20 protein-coding genes are annotated in these 17,879 nt (G+C 63.6%); 13 read left to right on the top strand and 7 right to left on the bottom strand.

Translation table 11 applies throughout. From position 1 onward, the window contains the following. The first annotated feature begins 44 nt into the window (after positions 1 to 44). The 3 genes from PARACOCCUSGL_RS0110825 to PARACOCCUSGL_RS0110815 are packed head-to-tail and all read left to right on the top strand — an operon-like array spanning position 45 to position 2,199. The gene (locus PARACOCCUSGL_RS0110825) at positions 45 to 1,205 is read left to right on the top strand and encodes an isovaleryl-CoA dehydrogenase (RefSeq protein WP_010396278.1); all 1,161 of its coding nucleotides are present in this window, start codon (positions 45 to 47) and stop codon (positions 1,203 to 1,205) included. Continuing rightward, positions 1,205 to 1,738 carry a lysozyme inhibitor LprI family protein gene (locus tag PARACOCCUSGL_RS0110820; RefSeq protein WP_010396276.1) on the top strand — a complete coding sequence of 178 codons (534 nt, stop codon included), beginning with the start codon at positions 1,205 to 1,207 and terminating at the stop codon, positions 1,736 to 1,738. Before PARACOCCUSGL_RS0110825 ends, PARACOCCUSGL_RS0110820 begins: the two co-directional genes overlap by 1 nt. After that, positions 1,735 to 2,199: a lysozyme inhibitor LprI family protein gene (locus PARACOCCUSGL_RS0110815; RefSeq protein WP_010396273.1), complete on the top strand. Its 465-nt coding sequence runs from the start codon at positions 1,735 to 1,737 to the stop codon at positions 2,197 to 2,199. Before PARACOCCUSGL_RS0110820 ends, PARACOCCUSGL_RS0110815 begins: the two co-directional genes overlap by 4 nt. 41 nt (positions 2,200 to 2,240) lie before the next feature. Here the strand turns inward: PARACOCCUSGL_RS0110815 and PARACOCCUSGL_RS0110810 are convergent, their stop codons facing one another. Further along, on the bottom strand, positions 2,241 to 2,852 hold the full coding sequence (locus PARACOCCUSGL_RS0110810; RefSeq protein ID WP_010396271.1) for an OmpW family protein: 612 nt from the start codon (positions 2,850 to 2,852) through the stop codon (positions 2,241 to 2,243). Positions 2,853 to 2,994: 142 nt separating this feature from the next. Between PARACOCCUSGL_RS0110810 and PARACOCCUSGL_RS0110805 the strand changes: the two genes are divergently transcribed. From PARACOCCUSGL_RS0110805 to PARACOCCUSGL_RS0110775, 7 genes are all read left to right on the top strand, one after another. Beyond that, positions 2,995 to 4,599: a carboxyl transferase domain-containing protein gene (locus PARACOCCUSGL_RS0110805; protein WP_010396269.1), complete on the top strand. Its 1,605-nt coding sequence runs from the start codon at positions 2,995 to 2,997 to the stop codon at positions 4,597 to 4,599. Between the two features lie 4 nt (positions 4,600 to 4,603). Continuing rightward, on the top strand, positions 4,604 to 5,104 hold the full coding sequence (locus tag PARACOCCUSGL_RS0110800) for an O-acetyl-ADP-ribose deacetylase (RefSeq protein ID WP_010396268.1): 501 nt from the start codon (positions 4,604 to 4,606) through the stop codon (positions 5,102 to 5,104). A 67-nt stretch (positions 5,105 to 5,171) separates the two neighbouring features. Next, positions 5,172 to 7,100: an acetyl/propionyl/methylcrotonyl-CoA carboxylase subunit alpha gene (locus PARACOCCUSGL_RS0110795; RefSeq protein ID WP_010396267.1), complete on the top strand. Its 1,929-nt coding sequence runs from the start codon at positions 5,172 to 5,174 to the stop codon at positions 7,098 to 7,100. Beyond that, positions 7,097 to 7,750 (top strand): glutathione S-transferase family protein, encoded by a 654-nt coding sequence (locus PARACOCCUSGL_RS0110790; protein ID WP_010396266.1) that lies wholly within the window; start codon positions 7,097 to 7,099, stop codon positions 7,748 to 7,750. The genes PARACOCCUSGL_RS0110795 and PARACOCCUSGL_RS0110790 overlap by 4 nt, the downstream gene beginning before the upstream one ends. Further along, complete coding sequence (locus PARACOCCUSGL_RS0110785; protein ID WP_010396264.1) at positions 7,737 to 8,591, top strand: hydroxymethylglutaryl-CoA lyase; 855 nt, start codon at positions 7,737 to 7,739, stop codon at positions 8,589 to 8,591. Before PARACOCCUSGL_RS0110790 ends, PARACOCCUSGL_RS0110785 begins: the two co-directional genes overlap by 14 nt. After that, positions 8,588 to 9,373 (top strand): crotonase/enoyl-CoA hydratase family protein, encoded by a 786-nt coding sequence (locus tag PARACOCCUSGL_RS0110780; RefSeq protein ID WP_010396262.1) that lies wholly within the window; start codon positions 8,588 to 8,590, stop codon positions 9,371 to 9,373. The genes PARACOCCUSGL_RS0110785 and PARACOCCUSGL_RS0110780 overlap by 4 nt, the downstream gene beginning before the upstream one ends. 196 nt (positions 9,374 to 9,569) lie before the next feature. Continuing rightward, a complete protein-coding gene (locus tag PARACOCCUSGL_RS0110775; protein ID WP_010396260.1) occupies positions 9,570 to 10,766 on the top strand; it encodes an MFS transporter in 1,197 nt (398 codons plus the stop codon). On the opposite strand, the gene PARACOCCUSGL_RS0110770 is transcribed toward PARACOCCUSGL_RS0110775, so the two are convergent. Continuing rightward, a complete protein-coding gene (locus tag PARACOCCUSGL_RS0110770) occupies positions 10,677 to 11,429 on the bottom strand; it encodes a DUF599 domain-containing protein (protein ID WP_010396257.1) in 753 nt (250 codons plus the stop codon). The two genes, PARACOCCUSGL_RS0110775 and PARACOCCUSGL_RS0110770, sit on opposite strands and share 90 nt — an antisense overlap. Positions 11,430 to 11,519: 90 nt before the next feature. Here PARACOCCUSGL_RS0110770 and PARACOCCUSGL_RS0110760 point away from each other — a divergent pair, with 90 nt between their 5' ends. Together PARACOCCUSGL_RS0110760 and PARACOCCUSGL_RS0110755 are read left to right on the top strand one after the other, a co-directional pair. Further along, positions 11,520 to 11,762, top strand: a complete 243-nt coding sequence (locus PARACOCCUSGL_RS0110760; RefSeq protein WP_010396255.1) for a YdcH family protein — start codon at positions 11,520 to 11,522, stop codon at positions 11,760 to 11,762. A gap of 187 nt (positions 11,763 to 11,949) precedes the next feature. Next, positions 11,950 to 12,396 carry an Hsp20 family protein gene (locus tag PARACOCCUSGL_RS0110755; RefSeq protein WP_010396253.1) on the top strand — a complete coding sequence of 149 codons (447 nt, stop codon included), beginning with the start codon at positions 11,950 to 11,952 and terminating at the stop codon, positions 12,394 to 12,396. Between the two features lie 108 nt (positions 12,397 to 12,504). Here the strand turns inward: PARACOCCUSGL_RS0110755 and recR are convergent, their stop codons facing one another. The 5 genes from recR to aqpZ form a co-directional block, all read right to left on the bottom strand. Further along, entirely contained in the window at positions 12,505 to 13,107 is a 603-nt protein-coding gene (gene recR / locus PARACOCCUSGL_RS0110750) for a recombination mediator RecR (RefSeq protein WP_010396250.1), read from the bottom strand. A gap of 3 nt (positions 13,108 to 13,110) precedes the next feature. Further along, a complete protein-coding gene (locus PARACOCCUSGL_RS0110745) occupies positions 13,111 to 13,455 on the bottom strand; it encodes a YbaB/EbfC family nucleoid-associated protein (protein ID WP_010396248.1) in 345 nt (114 codons plus the stop codon). A gap of 3 nt (positions 13,456 to 13,458) precedes the next feature. After that, the gene (locus tag PARACOCCUSGL_RS0110740) at positions 13,459 to 15,234 is read right to left on the bottom strand and encodes a DNA polymerase III subunit gamma/tau (protein ID WP_010396247.1); all 1,776 of its coding nucleotides are present in this window, start codon (positions 15,232 to 15,234) and stop codon (positions 13,459 to 13,461) included. A 59-nt stretch (positions 15,235 to 15,293) separates the two neighbouring features. After that, positions 15,294 to 15,590, bottom strand: coding sequence for a DUF2218 domain-containing protein (locus tag PARACOCCUSGL_RS0110735; protein ID WP_010396242.1), 297 nt, complete (start codon positions 15,588 to 15,590; stop codon positions 15,294 to 15,296). A 174-nt stretch (positions 15,591 to 15,764) separates the two neighbouring features. Further along, positions 15,765 to 16,451: an aquaporin Z gene (gene aqpZ, locus PARACOCCUSGL_RS0110730; protein ID WP_010396240.1), complete on the bottom strand. Its 687-nt coding sequence runs from the start codon at positions 16,449 to 16,451 to the stop codon at positions 15,765 to 15,767. A gap of 155 nt (positions 16,452 to 16,606) precedes the next feature. Between aqpZ and PARACOCCUSGL_RS0110725 the strand changes: the two genes are divergently transcribed. Continuing rightward, on the top strand, positions 16,607 to 17,879 hold a 1,273-nt coding region (locus PARACOCCUSGL_RS0110725; RefSeq protein ID WP_010396239.1), incomplete at its 3' end, for an ABC-F family ATP-binding cassette domain-containing protein.

Genomic DNA, 17,879 nt, shown 5'->3' with positions numbered 1-17,879 from the left:
AATCAGTTAAATGAACAACTGTTCAATAATGGAGGAGACGGAGGATGTTCACCTCGGGGATGCAGTTCGACCTGGGCGAGGATGTGAACGCGCTGCGCGAGACCGTCCATCGCTGGTCGCAAGAGCGGCTGAAGCCAATGGCGGCCGACGTGGACCGCAGGAACGAATTCCCCAATGAGCTGTGGCGCGAGATGGGCGATCTGGGCCTGCTTGGCATCACAGTGCCCGAGGAGTTCGGCGGCACCGGCATGGGATATCTGGCCCATGTCATCGCGGTGGAAGAGATTGCGCGCGCCTCGGCCTCGGTCAGCCTGTCCTATGGTGCGCATTCGAACCTCTGTGTGAACCAGATCCGGCTGAACGGCACTGATGAACAAAGGCAGAAATACCTGCCGAAACTGTGTTCGGGCGAGCATGTGGGCGCGCTTGCCATGTCCGAAGAGGGCGCTGGCAGCGACGTGGTCAGCATGAAGCTGCGCGCCGAAAAGCGCAATGACCGCTATGTGCTCAATGGCAACAAATACTGGATCACCAATGCGCCAGACGCCCATACTCTGGTCGTCTATGCCAAGACCGACCCCGAGGCGGGCAGCAAAGGGATCACCGCCTTTATCGTCGAACGCGGGATGAAGGGTTTCTCGACCAGCCCGCATTTTGACAAGCTGGGGATGCGGGGATCAAACACGGGTGAGCTGATTTTCGAGGATTGCGAAGTCCCCTTCGAGAATGTGCTTGGGGCCGAGGGTAAGGGCGTCCGGGTGCTGATGTCGGGCCTTGATTACGAACGTCTGGTGCTGTCGGGCATCGGCACCGGCATCATGGCCGCCTGCCTTGACGAGGTCATGCCCTATGTCAAAGAGCGCAAACAGTTCGGCCAGCCCATCGGTTCCTTTCAGCTGATGCAGGGCAAGATTGCCGATATGTATGTCGCTCTGAACACGGCGCGGGCCTATGTCTATGAGGTGGCGCGGGCCTGCGACTCGGGCAAGGTCACGCGACAGGATGCGGCGGGCGCGGTGCTTTACGCCAGCGAACAGGCGATGGTGCAGGCTCATCAGGCCGTGCAGGCATTGGGGGGCGCGGGCTTCCTGAGCGACTCGACCGTCAGCCGTCTGTTCCGCGACGCCAAGCTTATGGAGATCGGCGCGGGAACGTCCGAGATCCGTCGGATGTTGATCGGGCGTCAACTCATGGAGATCGCCTGATGTGCAAGCTTGTCCCCCCTCTGGTGGCTGCCCTGATCGCCTTCGCCGCCCCGGCGATGGCCGAGGACGGTCCCCGCTATGATGCCGGGGGCTTTGCCCGCTGCATCGCCGATGCCAAGGCCGGTACCGATATCGACGCGGCGCTGAATAACTGCATCGGCGTGGCCTCGACGCAATGTATGGCAACGCCGGGCGGGGACACGACCGTCGGCATGTCGCAATGTCTCGAGTCTGAAACCAGGGACTGGGACAAGCTGCTTAACATCAACTACGCCCGCGCGCTGAAGGTGGCAGAGGCAGCGGACAAGGAACTGGCCGAGCTTGGCTCTGCCGCCTCTCCGGCAGCACCGGAGTTGCGCAAGGCTCAGCGCAACTGGATCGCCTTTCGCGATTCCACCTGCCGGTATGAGGTCCTGCGCTTTCAGGGCGGGACCGCTGGCGGTCCGGCTGCACAAAGTTGCATGCTTGAACTGACCGCTGATCAGGCGCTGCGGCTGGGCAGGCTGACCGAAGGGATGGAGGAGCAGGAATGAAGCCTCTGGCTGCAGCCGGTCTGGTCGCGCTGCTGGCCATTCCTGTTCATGCGGGCGATGCCTCGGGTTTTGATCCGGCTGCCATTGATCAATGCCTTGAGGGGGCCGTGACGCAAGGTGCGCGGGCCGATTGCGCCGATGCGGGAATGGAGGCCTGCCTGACCTACACGCGTGGGAAATACACGGGCGACGATCCGGATTTCCCGATGGCGAACTGCCTTGATGCCTCTCATCAGGCGTGGGAGGCCCAGCTGACCACGCTCTATGAGGCTGCGCTGGCTGCAGGCGGCACCCCCGAAGGGCTGCGTGAGATGGAGCGCAGCTGGATCGCCTTTCGCAAGGCGCTTTGCGCGTCAGCAGGTGTGGGCAAAGAGGGTGGCGATCTGGCCCATGCCCGTTGCCTGCGTAATGAAACCGCACGGCAGGCAGCGTTGCTTATGGAATTGGGGCCGCAAGAATGATGCGGCCCCCGTGCGCTTGCCGGAACGATCTGTGGCCCGGCTTAGAATTTCATCACATAGCTGATGCCGGCAACGACCGGATCGACCTCGACCTCGCCGATATTGGCGCCGTTCAGTTCGACATCGGCGTTGATATCGATCCAGCGGAAATCGGCACGGATCGCGGATTTGTCGCTGATCCAGTAGTCGGCGCCGACATGGGCTGCCAGCCCCCAGCTGTTCTTGACGCGCAGCTTGGAACCGGCAAGCGGCCCCTTGGCCTCACCGTCCCAGAAGCCGGTAAAGTTCACACCGACGCCGACAAAGGGCTTGAACTGCGGGCTGGCGTCAAAGTGATATTGCAGCGAGACGACCGGCGGCAGGTGCTTGACGGTGCCGATCTCGGTCCCGTTCGACTTGATCGAATGCTTGAAGGGCAGGGCGCCCAGCACCTCGATGCCGATATTGTCGCGGATGAAATATTCGAAGGTGATCGTGGGCCGGATATTGTCGTCGATGCTGGTCGGCACCGTGCCCCCCGCCAGCGTCCCGTTGTTCGACTTGGGGTTTACGTTGGCAATCCCAAAGCCAAGCGTCCATTCCCCCTGCGATTGAGCAAGCGCGGGCGAAGCAAGCGCAGCAAGTGCCGCAGCGATGGCAAGCTTGTTTCTCATGACGATCCTCTTTTCTTGTCGCGTCCCAGCTCATGGCGCCTGGGCGGGGACTGCGACGTTGATCTGGATCAACATTCCCCCGTTTGCGGACGGGCTGCGACAAACTGGCGCGCCCCTACCCCCACAGCAAAAGGATGATGCGATGAAGCTTGGCACGTCGGTCCTGCCATCATCAGACAATTTCCGGGCCAATCGCGAGGCGCATCTTGCCATGCTGGAAACCGTACGCGAGGCAGCGCTGGCTGCCGCAGCGGGGGGCGGCCCAAAGGCGATGGAGCGTCACACCTCCCGCGGGAAGATGCCCCCGCGCGAGCGTGTGGCGAACCTGCTTGACCCCGGCTCTCCGTTTCTTGAGATCGGCGCGACGGCGGCCCACGGCATGTATGACGGGGCCGCGCCTTGTGCCGGGGTGATCGCGGGGATCGGCCGGGTACACGGGCAAGAGGTGATGGTCGTTGCCAATGACGCAACCGTCAAAGGCGGGACCTATTACCCGATGACGGTGAAAAAACACCTGCGCGCGCAGGAGATCGCCGAGGAATGCCATCTGCCCTGCGTCTATCTGGTCGATTCAGGCGGCGCCAACCTGCCCAATCAGGATGAGGTCTTTCCCGACCGCGACCATTTCGGGCGCATTTTTTACAATCAGGCGCGGATGTCGGCCAAGGGTATTGCCCAGATCGCCGTTGTCATGGGCTCATGCACGGCGGGTGGAGCCTATGTACCGGCCATGTCGGATGTGACCATCATCGTGCGCAATCAGGGTACGATCTTTCTGGCCGGCCCGCCGCTGGTGAAAGCCGCGACCGGAGAGGTGGTCTCGGCCGAGGATCTGGGCGGGGGCGACGTGCACACGCGCCTGTCTGGCGTCGCCGATTATCTGGCCGAGGACGACGCCCATGCGCTGGCCATTGCCCGGCGCAGCATCGCAAACCTGAACCGCACCCAGCCTGTCTCGGTGCAATGGCAATCGTCCGAGCCGCCAGCTTATGACCCTGATGAGATTCTTGGCATTGTCCCCGCCGATCTGAAGATCCCCTATGACATTCGCGAGGTAATCGCGCGCGTGGCCGACGGCTCACGCTTTGATGAATTCAAGGCCCGCTTTGGCGAGACGCTGGTGACGGGCTTTGCCCATGTTGAGGGCTGCCCGGTCGGTATCATCGCCAATAACGGGGTGATCTTTTCCGAGGCTGCGCAAAAGGGGGCACATTTCATCGAACTGTGTTCGATGCGGGGCATTCCGCTGGTCTTTTTGCAAAACGTCACCGGCTTCATGGTCGGCCGCAAATATGAAAATGAGGGCATCGCCCGGCACGGTGCCAAGATGGTGACGGCGGTGGCGACGACCAGCGTGCCCAAGATCACCATGCTGGTCGGCGGTAGTTTCGGCGCAGGCAATTACGGCATGTCAGGACGCGCCTACAGCCCGCGCTTTCTGTGGACCTGGCCTAATTCGCGCATATCCGTCATGGGCGGCGAACAGGCGGCAGGCGTCCTTGCCACCGTCCGCCGCGAGGGGATCGAGCGTGAGGGCGGTACATGGAGCGCCGGGGAAGAGGCCGAGTTCAAACGTCCCACCATCGAGATGTTCGAACGCCAGTCCCATCCGCTATACGCCTCGGCGCGGCTTTGGGACGATGGTATCATCGACCCGCGCAAGACACGCGAGGTGCTGGCGCTCAGTCTGCGGGCCAGCCTTAACGCGCCGGTCGAGCCGACCCGTTTCGGCATCTTCAGGATGTAGGGTCATGCCGATTTCGACCCTGCAAGGCGATATCACCCGGCTCGCCGTTGATGCGATCGTCAACGCTGCCAACAGCTCGCTGCTGGGCGGCGGAGGTGTGGACGGGGCGATCCACCGCGCAGCCGGCCCGCGATTGCTTGAGGAATGCCGCAGCCTTGGTGGTTGCCCGACGGGCGAGGCACGCATTACCCAAGGCTATGACCTGCCCGCAAGATATGTGATCCACGCTGTCGGTCCGGTCTGGCAGGGCGGCGGGGCAGGCGAAGACGTGCTGCTTGCCAGTGCCTATCGCAACAGCCTTGCCCTTGCGCATCAACATGGTGTTGTCAGCATCGCCTTTCCGGCAATCTCGACCGGGGTCTATGGCTTTCCCGCCGAACGCGCCGCGCGTATCGCCGTGGAAACCATCCTTGAATATGGCGACGATCTGCAAGTGACGCTGATCGGTTTTGACGCTGCCTCTCATGAGACGCTGCAACGGGCCTTGGATGAGGCCCGTCGATGAAATCCCGGTCTTGCCCATGCGCCGGGTGCCGGGCGCGCAAAGCTCAGCCCGCAAGAGGAGGTGCCGGATGTTCCACAAGATCCTGATTGCCAACCGGGGCGAGATCGCCTGCCGGGTCATCGACACCGCACGCAGCCTGGGGGTGCGCACGGTTGCGGTCTGGTCTGATGCCGACCGCGAGGCGCGCCATGTCGCCATGGCTGACGAGGCCGTCCATATCGGTGGTCCTGCGCCCCGAGACAGCTATCTGCGCGGCGATGCGATCATTCGCGCCGCGCTTGAAACCGGGGCCGAGGCGATCCATCCAGGCTATGGATTTCTCAGCGAAAACCCCGATTTCGTCGATGCAGTGACGGCGGCGGGGCTGGTCTTTATCGGCCCCTCGGCCGAGGCGATCCGCAAGATGGGGCTTAAGGACGCGGCCAAGGCGCTGATGGCCGAGGCAGGCGTGCCCGTCGTCCCCGGCTATCACGGCGAAAATCAGGACCCCGCCCATCTTGCAGCCGAGGCGGACCGCATCGGCTATCCGGTACTGATCAAGGCGGTGGCGGGTGGTGGAGGCAAAGGTATGCGGCTGGTCGAGCGGGCCGGCGACTTTCCCGCAGCCCTGCAATCGGCGCAGGGCGAGGCCGCCACAGCCTTTGGCAACCCCGCCGTGCTGATCGAGAAATATATCTCGCGCCCTCGTCACATCGAGGTGCAGGTCTTTGGCGACGGTCAGCAGGCAGTGCATCTTTTTGAACGCGACTGCTCTCTTCAGCGTCGTCATCAAAAGGTGATCGAAGAGGCCCCGGCCCCCGGCATGACCGCCGAGATGCGGGCGGCCATGGGCGCCGCCGCCGTCCGGGCCGCCGAGGCAATCGGCTATGCTGGCGCGGGGACGGTCGAATTCATCGTCGATGCCAGCAACGGTCTGCGCCCCGACGGGTTCTGGTTCATGGAAATGAACACCCGTCTGCAGGTCGAACATCCGGTGACCGAGGCGGTTACCGGCGTCGATCTGGTCGAATGGCAATTGCGCGTTGCCAGTGGCGAACCTTTGCCCGCACGGCAAGAGGATCTGCGCATTACCGGCCATGCCTTCGAAGCGCGGCTTTACGCCGAGGATGTCCCGGCAGGCTTTCTGCCCGCCACCGGCACGCTTGCGCATCTGCGTTTCCCCGACCACGCCCGGATCGAAACCGGGGTGCGCGCAGGCGACACGATCTCGCCCTGGTATGACCCGATGATCGCCAAGGTCGTGACCCATGGCGCAACCCGCGCGATTGCACTGCGGGCGCTGGAATCGGCGCTGACCGATACCGAGGTCGCGGGGTCGGTCACGAACCTGGACTTTCTGATCGCTCTGACCCGGCATCAGGGCTTTGCGCAGGGTGAGGTCGATACCGGCCTGATCGCCCGCGATCTGCAATCGCTGATCGAGGCAGCCGAGCCTGATCCTGCTGCCCGGGCGCTGGCTGTGCTGGGGCTGGCCGGGCTTGACGATCCGCAAAGGCGGGGCGGCATCACCCTGTGGCAGCCGCTGCGCCGCACCATCGCCTGGGAGGGTGGTGAGGCGGTGATCGAGGTGCCGGGCCCCGGCGCGGCCCGTGTGACGCTTGACGGGAATACGCATCAGATCGCATGGCAGGGCGGGCGCTGGTGGGTCGATGACCGCCCCCGCCGCTACCGCATTGTGAACCATGGAGCAGGCACCAGCGTCTTTGGCGGGCGCTCGCTGACGCTGGTCCCGCTCGATCCGCTTGCACGTGGCGGCAAAGAGACGGGTGGCGGGCTGACCCTTTCGCCGATGCCGGGGCTGGTGAAGGCGATCTTCGTCGAGGCAGGGCAAGAGGTCGCGGCAGGCGCGCCGCTGGCAATCCTTGAGGCGATGAAGATGGAACATACGCTGACCGCCGCCCGCGACGGCAAGGTGGCCGAGGTGCTGGCCCGCGCTGGCGATCAGGTCGAGGCAGGCGCCGCCCTGATCCGCCTTGAAGAAGAGGTCCCGACATGATCCTGCACCACGTTCCCGGCTCGCGTTCGCTGCGGGTGTTGTGGCTGATCGAGGAACTGGGGCTCGATTGCGAACTGCGGCTGTGGTCCCTGACCGACGGAAGCCTGCGCAGCCCCGAGTTTCGCGCGCTTTCACCGGCGGGGCGTATTCCGGCGCTGGAGACAGACGGTCGCGCGATCTTTGAATCCGGTGCGATCCTGCAATACCTGACCGAGCGGGAAGGCAGGCTTGCCCCGCCTCCGGGCGACCCCGAACGCGCGGATTTCCTTGAATGGATGCATTTTTCCGAAACGCAGGCCTGTATCCTGCAGGCGCTGAACATCCATCATATCTTTTTGCGGCCCGAAAGCGCCCGGTCGATCCCGCTGATGCGGCTTGATACCAAACGGTTGGCGGTCACCGCCCGCGCGCTGGATAAGCATCTGACAGGGCGCCAGACGCTGCTTTCCGCGTTCTCGGCTGCTGATTGTATGCAGGGTTTCAACATCGAGGCGGTGTTCCGCTTTCTGCCGGCCGCGGATTACCCCGCGCTTGCCGCCTATCGCGACCGCATGACGGCACGGCCTGCCTATCGCCGCGCGCTTGCCCGCGCCGGGGGTGATGCGATCTATGAGCATGACTTTTACGAGGTGCCCGATGCCACAGGTTGAGATTTTCGAAGTCGGTCCCCGCGACGGGCTGCAAAACGAAAAGCGTCTGATCCCGGCGGCGGACAAGATTGCGCTGGTCGATCTTCTGTCAGGGGCGGGCTTCCGGCGCATCGAGGTGACAAGCTTTGTGCCGCCGAAATGGGTGCCGCAGATGGCCGATGCTGCCGAGGTCATGACAGGCATTACCCGCCACGCCGGCATCCGCTACGCAGTGCTGACCCCGAACCTGCGTGGCTATGAGGCGGCGCGTGCAGCAGGCGCGGATGAGGTGGCAATCTTTGCCTCGGCCTCGGAAGGGTTTTCCCGCGCCAATCTGAACGCCAGCATCGACGAAAGCCTTGAGCGGTTCGCCGCCGTGGCCGAGGCGGCGCAAGCAGATGGCGTGCCGGTGCGCGGCTATGTCTCGGTGGTGACGGATTGTCCATTTGACGGGCCGGTGCCGCCTGCCAATGTGGCCCGCGTTGCCGCCGCTTTGCGCGATCTGGGCTGTTATGAGATCAGCCTTGGCGATACCATCGGACAGGGCTGCCCCGAAACCGTTGATGCCATGCTGGGCGCGGTCCTGAATGAATTGCCGCCCGAAAGACTGGCAGGTCATTTTCACGACACCGCCGGGCGGGCGCTCGACAATATCGACGCAAGCCTTGCACGTGGGTTGCGGGTCTTTGACGCCGCTGTGGGCGGGCTTGGCGGCTGTCCCTACGCGCCGGGGGCTGCCGGAAATGTCGCGACGGAAAAGGTTGCCGCCCATCTGACCGCGCGGGGCCATGAAACCGGGCTGGACATGGCCGTGATCGAACAGGCCGCAACCATGGCTCGCGGCATGAGAGGACAGGTATGATGGAAACGATCCGCATCGACACCGACGAGCGGGGCGTCACCCACCTGTGGCTTGCCCGGCCGGACAAACATAACGCCCTGTCGGCGCAGATGATTCGCGAACTGACCGAGGCTGCGCGCATCCTTGGTGCTGATCCCGCTGTGCGTGTCGTAGTGCTGGCGGCCGAGGGGCGCAGCTTCTGCGCTGGTGGCGATCTGGGCTGGATGCAGGACCAGATGCGGGCCGATGCGCAGACCCGCCGCGCCGGGGCGCGCGAACTCGCAATGATGCTACATGCGTTGAACAGCCTGCCAAAGCCTTTGATCGGGCGGGTGCAGGGCAATGCCTTTGGCGGCGGGGTCGGCATGATTTCGGTCTGCGATGTAGCGATTGCCGTACCCGGGGCGCGCTTTGGTCTGACCGAAACACGGCTTGGCCTGATCCCCGCCACCATCGGCCCCTATGTTCTGGCACGAATGGGCGAAGATAAGGCGCGTCGGGTTTTCATGTCGGCGCGGCTATTTGGCGCTGATGAGGCGGTGCGGCTGAACCTGCTGGCGGATATTGCCGATGCCGCGACGCTGGATGCTGCCATCGAGGCCGAGGTCGCGCCCTATCTGTCCTGCGCCCCCGGCGCGGTCGCAGCGGCCAAGCAGCTGGCCCGCCGCCTTGGCCCCGCCATCGGCGAGGCCGAGATCGAGGCAAGCATCGACGCCCTCGTCGCGGTCTGGGAGGGCAGCGAGGCACCGGAAGGCATCGCCGCCTTTTTTGAAAAGCGCAAGCCAAGCTGGCAGGTTGGCTAGGTCCCGGCCCATCCTTGTAGCCGGTCCGTGACGGGCCCCGCAGGAGGCAAAAGCACCCTATCCGGCAAAGGCAGGGGTAAGCCTTGCGCGCTTTGCATGTCAGGACTTCCCGGCTGGCGGCTTGGCGGCATATGGTCGCATCTGTTATCGCTATCAACATATCCCCCCATATCCGCCAGCCCCGGAAGATGCCGTCATGCCGCCGCAGCCAAACCTGAAACTTGCGATTCTTTCTCTTGCCCTTGGTGCATTTGCTATCGGCACCTCGGAATTCGCCGCCATGGGTCTGTTGCCATGGTATGCAAGCGACCTTGCCATTTCTGAGCCGCAGGCGGGTCACGTTGTTTCGGCCTATGCTCTGGGGGTGGTCGTTGGCGCACCGGTGACCTCTATCCTTGGGGCGCGGCTGCCGCGACGGCGCTATCTTGCGGCGCTGATCGCGATCTATGGGGTGATGAACCTGCTGGCGGCGATCCTGCCCGGTTATGGCACGCTGGTCATCACCCGTTTCCTTGCCGGTCTGCCACATGGTGGCTTTCTGGGCGTGGCGATGCTTTTTGCCGCCGATGCTCTGCCGCGCGAACAGCGGGCCAAAGGCGTGACGCAGGTACTACTGGGCCTGACGGTCGCCAATATCGCCGGGGTGCCGCTGGCCGGGATTCTGGGGCAGGGGCTGGGCTGGCGCTGGGGCTTTGCTCTGCCCGGTGTTCTGGCGCTGCTTGCTGGCTGGCTGATCCTGCGTCTTGCCCCCCGGGTCGGGGCGCCCAAGAACGCGCAGCCTTTCGCAGAGCTTAAGGCGCTGCGAAATCCGGCGGTCATGCTGATCCTGCTGGTCGGCGCAATCGGCTTTGGCGGGCTTTTCGCGGTCTATTCTTATCTTTCGGCAGCAATGCTTGCGACGACCCAGCCGCCGGGATGGGCGGTGCCGGCAACGCTTTCGGCCTTTGGCATCGGCGGTACGCTTGGCAGTATCCGCGCCGCGCGGCTGACGATGCGCTATGGCACCTGGGGTGCCGCGCTGCGCCTGATGCTGTTCATGGCGATAACGCAGGCCTTTGCCTCATTCGCAGTCGGGGACTGGCGGCTGATGCTGCTGTCTTCTTTCGTTCTTGGCCTTGGCTCGGGCATGGTCGTGCCCTTGCAAACCCGGCTGATGGATGTCGCGGGCGAAGCGCAAAGCATGGCGGCTGCCATGAACCATGCCGCCTTCAACGCTGCCAACGCGCTGGGGCCATGGCTGGCCGGTCTGGCACTGGCGGCTGGCTGGGGCTGGCGGTCTTCGGGGCTGGTGGCGGTTGGCCTGTCAGGGGCCGGTATCCTCGCGCTTTGGCTCGCCTGGCGGCAGGCGCGTCTCTCCGGGGACGTGCTTCATGATCGCCCTGCGAGAACGTGAGGCGAACTCGCGCCGCCACGAGATGAAAAGCACATAGACCGTGGACAGGAAAAGCCCAAGGGGCCCGGCCAGCCAGCCAAGTGCTGCAAGCGAGAAATAGACGCAGCGCAGCCCCGAGTTAAAGCTTTTCGCTGCGGTGATATTGATATCGGCCGCCTGCATGGCCAAAGGAAGGGCGCGCGGGTCCTCGGGCTCATTGGGGACCGAGGCCATGATGATCGCACAATAACCGAAAAGCCGGTGCGACCAGATAAAGCGCAGCAGTGCATTGGCGACAAAGAACAGCGCAACGACGATCTTGATTTCCCATTTCAGCGCCGGGATGTGGCCCAGATCAAACTGCCGGGCCACGCCTGCCAGTTGGTCGGTATTGCCGATCAGTGCCAGACCGCCACCGATTGCGATAAGGCAGGCCGAGGCAAAGAAGGCCGTGCCTTCGCGCAGCGTGGTCAGGATTGCGCTGTCAAAGATGCGTGGGTTTCGTGTGATGAATTGTCGCATCCATTCACGGCGATGGGCTTTCATCAATACGGTGACCGAAGGGTGGTCCCTTGGCGGGTGCTCGGTCGCCCAACCTATGGAAAACCAAGCCAGAAACAGCCAGCCAAGGGCGGCGAGATCAGCCAGAGACAGGGGGCCGAGCAAGGTGGTGTCCGGGTCCATGGCGCGCTTTTACCTCTTGGATCTCATGTTGCCTGCCGACGCTTCGGCGTCTATCGGGAATCTGGTTATCCTTGTTTGGGAGTAAACGAAATGGCAGCACCTCACGCCATCCACGAGGAATTTCCCGAAGACGGGACGCTGATCCACCGGCTGAAGGTATCGGACAGCCGCTTTGCCCGCCTGCTTGAAGATTATGACGCCGTTAATGACGAGGTCGCCGGTGCTGAAAGCCGCCAGACGCCGATGTCTGAAGAGGCCGAAGCCGAGCTGCGCCGCAAGCGCACCGCGCTGAAGGATGAGATCGCCCGCATGCTTGCCACTGCGCGGGGCTAAGGCCTTGAATTTCGGGGCGGGCAGGGTGGCGCTGCCTCCTTTGACCGTGCCGCTTTGCCGGTGGGCTTGAAACCCAAAATTCGCATTCCTATCTGAATTCCTGTCGGAGGGCCCAAAGGCGCCGGCAGTACCGCCCGCCCGGCTTCGGGGGGCAAGGCTTTGTATCGCTTGAAGAAGGATGCGAAAGATGCGCAATTTTGATCTGACCCCGCTTTATCGTGCCACAGTCGGTTTCGATCGTATGGTTGATGTAATGGACCGGGCTCTGTCGGCCGATATCGCCAGCTACCCACCCTATAATATCGAAAAGACCGGCGAAAACTCTTATTGCATTTCGCTGGCCGTTGCCGGTTTTTCCGCCGATGACCTGAATGTCGAGGTCAGGGACGGCGCCGTCATCGTCTCGGGCCGCAAGGCCGCCGAGGATGAAAACCGCACTTTCCTGCATCGCGGCATCGCCACCCGGGCCTTTGAGCGCCGCTTTACGCTGGCCGATCATGTGCGCGTCGAAGGTGCCAGCCACGCAGACGGTATGCTGAACATTGATCTGGTCCGCGAAGTGCCCGAGGCGCTGAAACCGCGTCGCATTGAGATCGCCAAGCAAGGCACCAGCATCGAAAAGCTGGACGCCTGACACCTGGTTGATCCGCGCGGGGGCTCTGCCCCCGCACCCCCGGGATATTTCGGCACGAAAGAAGCTGATCGAAGAGAATGGGCGTGGCTGTGGCTGCGTCTTTCTGATTCAGAGCTTGCGGCGGGCGCGTAACGCAGCGGTGATGGTGCCGTCGTCGAGGTAGTCGAGCTCACCGCCGATCGGCACGCCTTGGGCAAGTCCGGTGACCGCGACACCGGTTGGAGCAAGCGCCTCGGCGATGTAATGGGCCGTGGTCTGGCCCTCGACCGTGGCTGAGAGGGCGAGGATCACCTCGGTGATATTTTCCTCGGTGATGCGCTGGATCAGTCGGGGGATGCGCAGGTCCTCGGGGCCGATTTCATCCAGTGCTGAGAGGCTGCCTCCCAATACATGATAGCGGCCGTGGAAGGCCCGGCCACGTTCGAGCGCCCAAAGATCGGCGACCTCGGTCACGACGCAGATTTCGCCGGTAGCACGGGCCGGGTCCTGGCAAATCGGGCAGATATCGGATTGCGTGACATTGCCGCAGACAAGACATTCACGGGCAGTTTCCGCCACGGAGGCCATCAGCGTGGCAAGCTGGACCATTTGCCCCGCGCGGCGGCGGATCAGGTGCAGCACGATGCGCCGAGCGGACCGCGGCCCAAGTCCCGGCAGACGCGCCATCGTGGCGATCAGGGTTTCGATCTCGTCGCCGGAGGCGGGCGGCATGGGTCAGAACGGCATCTTCATGTCGGCGGGCAAGCCGAGTTCGCGGGTCAGCCGCGCCATTTCTTCGGCCGCCTTGTCCTGCGCGCGGCGCTGCGCGTCCTTGATTGCCGCCAGGATCAGGTCCTCAACCACTTCCTTGTCCTCGGCCTTGAAGATGGAAGGGTCGATATCGAGGCCCGTCAGTTCACCCTTAGCGGTGGCGGTTGCCTTGACCATACCTGCCCCGGCCTCGCCGGTAACGGTCAGGCGGTTCAGCCCCTCTTGCATCTCGGTCATTCTGGTCTGCATTTGCTGGGCCGCTTCCATCATTTTCGACAGATCGCCCATGCCGCCAAGGCCCTTGAACATCGCTTAATCCTCGTCCTCGAAGGGGTCCCATTCCTCGACCTCGGCCACAGGGCCTTCGGTCAGCTCATGTGGTGATCTATCCTCGCCCGCGGTCATTTCAACCGTCTCGGGGGCCGGAGCGGGTCGGACATTGGTGATCTTTGCGCTGGGAAAAGACGCAAAGATAGCCTGCACCACCGGGTTATCCATGGCGCGGGCGCGGGCCTCGGCCTCGCGTGCGGCGCGCGCCTCGCTGATTGTGGGCTGGCCGGGATCAGAGGTCACGATGACCGCCCAGCGTTGCCCGCCCGTCCAGCCGCGCAGTCGTTCGGCCAGACGCTGGGCAAAGTCGCGCGGCGCGTTATCGGTCGGCTGAAACTCGATCCGGCCCGGAGAATAGCGCACGAGACGGAGGTGATCCTCGACATCGAGAAGCAGCTTCATGTCGCGCATACGGCGGATCAGCTCGACCACAGACTGAAAATCCGGGAACCCCGCCAGCGCATCAGGCGAAACTGCCAGCGCGGTGGCGCTGCCGTTTTGCTGCACCGCAATCGGCGCTCGCGGTGCGGCGGCCCGCGGACCCTCGCTGCGCTGCGCGGAAGGGGGGGCGCTGCGGTTGAACTCGCCCGCAGCGGCACTGGCCTGCACCTTGCGGATCAGCGCCTCGGGGTCGGGCAGGTCGGCGACATGGGTCAGGCGGATGATCGCCATTTCAGCGGCCATCATCGCATTCGGCGCATTTCCGACCTCTTCCAGCGCCTTCAGCAGCATCTGCCACAGTCGCGTCAGCACCCGCATCGGCACTTTTTGAGCGATCTGCTGGCCCCGCGCGCGTTCATCAGGGCCGACGGTCGGGTCCTCAAGCGCCTCGGGGGTGATTTTTACGATCGAGACCCAATGCGTGATCTCGGCCAGATCGCGCAGGATGGCGAGCGGATCGGCGCCATCGGCGTATTGGGCCTGCAACTCGGCCAAAGCCTCGGCTGCAGCGCCGCGCAAGATCATGTCAAAGAGGTCAAGTACCCGCCCACGGTCGGCCAGCCCCAGCATGGCGCGAACCTGCGCAGCGGTGGTTTCGCCGGCGCCATGGCTGATCGCCTGATCAAGCAGGCTGGTCGCGTCCCGGGCCGAACCCTCGGCCGCGCGGGTGATCAGCGCCAGCGCGTCATCGGTGATCTCTGCCCCCTCGCGCCCGGCGATCTTGCGCAAAAGCGCGATCATCACCTCGGGCTCGATCCGGCGCAGGTCAAAACGCTGACAGCGCGACAGAACCGTCACCGGAACCTTGCGGATTTCTGTCGTGGCAAAGATGAATTTCACATGCGGCGGCGGCTCTTCCAGCGTTTTGAGCAGCGCGTTGAAGGCGCTGGTCGAGAGCATATGCACTTCGTCGATGATATAGATCTTGTAGCGCGCCGAAGCCGCGCGATAGTGCACCGATTCGATGATTTCACGGATGTCGCTGACGCCAGTCCGCGAGGCGGCGTCCATCTCCATCACGTCGACATGGCGACCCTCAGAGATCGCCACGCAATGTTCGCAGGTGCCGCATGGTTCGGTCGTCGGGCCGCCCTGACCATCAGGGCCGATACAGTTCAGCCCCTTGGCAATGATGCGGGCGGTGGTCGTTTTGCCGGTGCCACGGATGCCGGTCATGATAAAGGCCTGCGCGATGCGATCGGCGGCAAAGGCGTTCTTCAGCGTCCGCACCATCGCATCCTGGCCGACCAGATCGGCGAAGGTTTCGGGGCGGTATTTCCGCGCCAGTACCTGATAATTCCGTTCGCTTACGCTCATGCCTCGGCCTTCTCTGACCGCCGCAGATTAACGGTGCGGGCAGGGCGCGGCAACCGCCCTTACGCGGTTTGCCAGTCAAAGCTCAGCTCTTCACGAAAGGCAAAGCGGGCAATGTGACTATCCACGATATGCCGCATGTGTTCGGTCGTGTCCCCGGGCGCGTCCAGCCGGATCTCAAGCGTCTGGGGCGTGGCGGTCAATATCACGACACGATCTTCGGGCATGGCGATGCGGCCGCGTTCGGCGTCGAACTCGACCTCGAACTTATGTGCCCAGTGTTTGCACAGCTGTTGCAGATAGCGGCTGCCGTTGGTGGTCGCAACGCTGCAGCGGGACTGGATGATCGGCTGGGACATGGGGCTTTCCTGTCTTGTGATCGGTCCGGCTGGCGATGGCTGGCAAAGGACGGTGTGAATGATGCGGGGCATCGGCCTGATCCCATGAATAAGGGTGCAAGGCCGCAATGTCCAATCGCCGCAGCATGCCCCGGTTTCGGGGCATGCGCAGGCCGATGCCCGCAGGCAGAGGCGTCAGTTCTGTTCGCCCACGCCTTTCCACAGCAGGGCGCCGATCACGGCCCCTACGATCGGCGCGACCCAGAACAGCCACAGCTGTTGCAGCGCCCAACCCCCGGCAAAGATCGCCTGGCTGGTCGAGCGTGCAGGGTTTACCGAAGTATTGGTCACCGGGATCGAGATCAGGTGGATCAGCGTCAGCGCCAGACCGATAGCGATCGGGGCAAAGCCTGCCGGAACGCGGCCGTGAGTCGCGCCAAGGATCACGATCAGGAAGCCCGCTGTCAGCACGATTTCGATCAGCAGGGCCGAAAGCGTGCCATAACCGCCCGGCGAGTGCTCACCGTAACCGTTCGCAGCAAAACCACCCAGATCCACGTCCGCCTTACCCGAGGCGATCAGGTAAAGAACAGCCGCCGCAAGGATCGCGCCAACGAGCTGCGCGATGATATAGGGCAGCAGACTGGCCGCCGGAAAGCGACCGGCAACCGTCAGGCCGACCGAAACGGCCGGGTTGAAGTGACCGCCCGAAATGCCGCCCACGGCATAGGCCATGGTCAGGACGGTAAGGCCAAAGGCCAGGGAAACACCAGTAAAACCGATACCAAGCCCGGGGAAGGCCGCTGCAAGAACCGCGCTGCCGCAACCACCGAAAACAAGCCAGAAAGTACCGATAGCCTCGGCCAGAAGTTTTTTCTGCATTTGAAACCTATTTTTCAGCTTAAGAATGAATCCAGCGTCCACCGGCGGTCTGGATTGTCAATATTTTGTAGTAGCGCGGCCAGAAAATCGGCAAGGAACGCTGGGTCACCACGCGCCCCGTTGACCGCCGCGCGGGGGCGGCCTATCTGCGGGCCATGGCACGCGCTCCTCTTTTACAACTCACCGATATTTCGCTGACCTTCGGGGGCAATCCCGTGTTCAGCGAGCTGAACATGACCGTCCAGCAGGGCGACCGGCTGGCGCTAGTCGGGCGCAATGGCTCGGGCAAGTCCACGCTGATGAAAGTCATGGCCGGGCTGGTCGAGCCTGACAGCGGTGAGGTCATCACCCCCGCCGGCACTCAGGTCGGCTATATGGAGCAGGACCCCGACCTTTCGGGCTTTGCAACGCTGGGTGATTTTGCCCGCGCTGGTCTGGACGAGGGTGAGGGTTACCGGGTCGAAATGGCGGCCGAGGGGTTGAAATTCGATCCTGACCGCCCGGTCGCGACCGCGTCGGGTGGCGAACGGCGGCGGGCGGCCCTGGCAAGGATGCTGGCGCAGGCGCCCGATCTGATGCTGCTGGATGAGCCGACGAACCATCTGGATATCGAGGCGATCGGCTGGCTGGAAGAGCAGCTTTCGACGACCAGGGCAGCTTTCGTGCTGATCTCGCACGACCGCGCCTTTCTCAGGGCGCTGACCCGCGCGACGCTATGGATCGACCGGGGTGAGGTACGCCGTCAGGACAAGGGTTTTGAGCATTTCGAGGATTGGCGCGAGACTGTCTGGACCGCCGAAGATGAGGCCCGTCACAAACTTGACCGCAAGATCAGGGCCGAGGCCCGCTGGGCGGTCGAGGGCATCAGCGCCCGGCGCAAGCGCAACCAGGGTCGGCTGCGCGCCCTTGCCGCGCTGCGCGAGGAACGCGCCAGCCAGATCCGCCGGCAGGGCACAGCGGCGATGGAGCTGGACGCGGGCCAGCAATCGGGCAAACGGGTGATCGACGCCAAGGGCATCTCGAAAGCCTTTGGTGAGCGGGTGATCCTCAAACCCTTTGACCTGCGGGTGTTGCGTGGCGACCGCGTGGCTTTTGTTGGTCCGAATGGCGCGGGCAAGACAACGCTGATCAAGATGCTGACCGGCGAAATTCCGACCGACAGCGGCGAAATCCGGCACGGCACCAATCTGGAAATCGCCGTGTTTGATCAGGCCCGCGCGGCCATCGACGACAGCGTAACGCTGTGGGATGCGCTGGCGGGGGATCCGTCAATGCGGGTTTCGGGCCGGTCGGATCAGGTGATGGTGCGCGGCAATCCACGCCATGTCGTCGCCTATCTCAAGGATTTCCTTTTTGACGATGCGCAGGCGCGCGCGCCGGTCGGCAGCCTGTCGGGTGGGGAAAAGGCGCGGCTGCTGCTGGCGCGGA

This window comes from Paracoccus sp. TRP (genome assembly GCF_000185925.1).
Taxonomy (GTDB): Bacteria; Pseudomonadota; Alphaproteobacteria; order Rhodobacterales; family Rhodobacteraceae; genus Paracoccus; species Paracoccus kondratievae.
The sequence above is the reverse complement of the archived record's forward strand: the minus strand, read 5'-3'. Positions and strand labels throughout refer to the sequence as shown.